Source organism: Mesorhizobium sp. M7A.F.Ca.CA.002.15.2.1 (assembly GCF_003998715.1).
Lineage (GTDB): Bacteria > Pseudomonadota > Alphaproteobacteria > Rhizobiales > Rhizobiaceae > Mesorhizobium > Mesorhizobium ciceri.
Genome location: NZ_RZPI01000789.1, coordinates 1 through 2,419, shown reverse-complemented (window position 1 = coordinate 2,419; position 2,419 = coordinate 1). Strand labels below are relative to the sequence as shown.

At 63.0% G+C, this 2,419-nt stretch carries 4 protein-coding genes; all 4 read left to right on the top strand.

The window, feature by feature from the left end; genetic code table 11:
• Positions 1-698 (top strand): flagellar basal body rod C-terminal domain-containing protein (locus ENZ74_RS29310; protein ID WP_281059745.1); only part of this gene is annotated, 698 nt, incomplete at its 5' end.
• A 4-nt stretch (positions 699-702) separates the two neighbouring features.
• Positions 703-1,746, top strand: coding sequence for a flagellar hook-associated family protein (locus ENZ74_RS29305; RefSeq protein ID WP_013529777.1), 1,044 nt, complete (start codon positions 703-705; stop codon positions 1,744-1,746).
• Positions 1,747-1,777: 31 nt separating this feature from the next.
• Positions 1,778-2,125: a flagellar biosynthesis regulator FlaF gene (gene flaF, locus ENZ74_RS29300; RefSeq protein ID WP_013529776.1), complete on the top strand. Its 348-nt coding sequence runs from the start codon at positions 1,778-1,780 to the stop codon at positions 2,123-2,125.
• On the top strand, positions 2,122-2,419 hold a 298-nt coding region (flbT, locus tag ENZ74_RS29295; RefSeq protein WP_127313202.1), incomplete at its 3' end, for a flagellar biosynthesis repressor FlbT. The genes flaF and flbT, both read left to right, overlap by 4 nt.

Here is a 2,419-nt window from a genome sequence, read left to right as displayed (position 1 = left end):
ACATCGACAATGTGCCGATCTCGGCGGGAGCTGGTGGCAACACCAGCGCCAGCGGCACGCTTGCCGGCCTGCTGCAATTGCGTGACGGCGTCGCCTCGACCATGCAGAGCCAGCTCGACGAGACCGCGCGTGGCCTGATCACAGCCTTTGCCGAGACCGCACCCTCGATGGCCAACGCCGCCGGCCTGTTCACCTGGTCTGGTGCGCCGGCCGTGCCGGCCGCCGGCACGCTGGTCAACGGCCTTGCCGCGTCCATCAGCGTCAATGCAGCGATGGACCCGAGCACCGGCGGCAACCCGATGCTGCTGCGCGACGGCGGAGCCAACGGTGCGGCCTACGTCGCCAACACGGGCGGTGGCGCATCCTATTCCACCCTTCTGGTTGCCTATGGCGACCGGCTCGACCAGCCGATGACTTTCGACCCCGCCGCCGGGGTTTCGGCAACGTCCAGCGTGTCCGACTACGCCGCCAGTTCGATCGGCTGGTTCGAGGGCGTGCGCCAGCAGGCTTCGACCGCCTCCGACGCCAAGGAAGCACTGGCGTCGCGCAGCGCCGAGGCGCTGTCCAACGCGACCGGGGTCAATGTCGACCAGGAAATGTCGCTGCTGCTCGACCTCGAACACACCTACCAGGCATCGGCCCGGATGATGAAAACCGTCGACGACATGATGACGGCCTTGCTCAACGCGGTGGGATAATTCCATGACTTCAGTCTCCTCGGCCGCAATCTCCAATGCCATGCGCTCCCAGCAGATGCGCATGCAGGCCGAACTCGTCAAAGCCACGAAAGAATCCTCGACGGGCAGGGTCGCCGACGTCGGCCTGGCTCTCGGCGGGCGCACCACCCAGGCCGTCACTTTCCAGCGCGATCTTGACCGGCTCAACGTCATCATCGATTCCAACGGCCTGGTCGGCGCCCGGCTCTCCTCGACGCAGACCTCGCTTGGTCAACTCTCGACCGCCGCTCAGACGTTCCTGTCCGCCCTGACCACCGCCTCCTCAAGCGACTCGTCCAACAGCCTCACCCAATCCTCCGGCAAGGCGACCATCCAGCAGCTGACCTCGATCCTCAACACCAGCGTCAATGGCGAATACCTGTTCGCCGGCACCAACACCGACGTCAAGCCAATCAACGACTTCACAGCTGCCGGCTCCCCCGCCAAGGCGGCATTCGACGCCGCTTTCGTCGCCAATTTCGGCTTCACCCAGGATGATCCGCTCGCGGCCGACATCACGGCTGCCCAGATGGACGATTTCATCACCAATGATGTCGCCCCGCAGTTCACGGGCGCTGGTTGGCAGGGCAACTGGTCGAACGCCACCGACCAGCAGATCGTCAGCCGCATCGCACTCAACGAAACCACACCGACGTCGACCAGCGCCAACAGCGCCGGCATCCAGAAGCTCGCAATGGCGGCAGCCATGGTCAGCAGCCTGATGTCCAGCAACATCAGCCAGGCGGCGAAGAATACGGTTGTCAGCCGCTCCACCACATTGGTTGGCGAAGCGCTGAGCGGCATTGGCCAGCTTCAATCCGAGACCGGCATCGTCCAGAAGCGGGTTTCCGATGCCAACGATCGGATGAAAACGCAGGTCGACCTTTTCGAACGGCACATTCTCGACCTGGAAGCTGTCGATCCGGCCGAAGCCGCGACACGGGTCGCGGACCTGACACAGCACATCGAAACGTCTTTCGCGTTGACCGCACGCCTGCAGCAGCTCAGCCTGTTGAATTACCTGACCTGACAACGCTTAACGGAACGGTAGAGCCCCAACGATGTACCAATTCTCTTACGCCGACATCCAGAGCAACTCCGTTGCCGACGCGAAGGACCGCGAGCGCGAGCTTCTGACCCGCTCGATCGACATGCTGGCGGCAGCAGCAGTGGCCGGCCACGGTTCGATGGAGGCGATAGAGGCGCTTCACTTCACCAACCGCGTCTGGACCGCCTTCGTCGAGGATCTTGGCTCCAGCGACAACGCTCTGCCAAAGGAACTGCGCGCCAACCTCATTTCCATCGGCCTGTGGCTGCTGCGCGAGGCGGAGGACATCCGTCAGGGCCGCACCAACAATTTCGAAGGGCTGATCGAGGTGTCCCAGATCATCAGGGACGGCATTCAATGACCAACACGCTGAAGATATCGCTGAAGCCGAACGAAAAGATCTACATCAACGGCGCCGTCATCCGGGTCGACCGCAAGGTCACCGTCGAATTGATGAACGACGTCCAGTTCCTGCTCGAAAACCACGTGATCCAGGCCGAAGATGCCTCGACACCGCTCAAGCAGCTTTATTTCATCCTGCAGGTCATGCTGATGAACCCGGCCGGCGCCGCCGCCGCACGCGAGATGTTCCGTCGTTCGCTGCCGCTGCTTCTGGCAAGCTTCGAGGACGGCCAGATCTGCAGCGCGCTGAAAC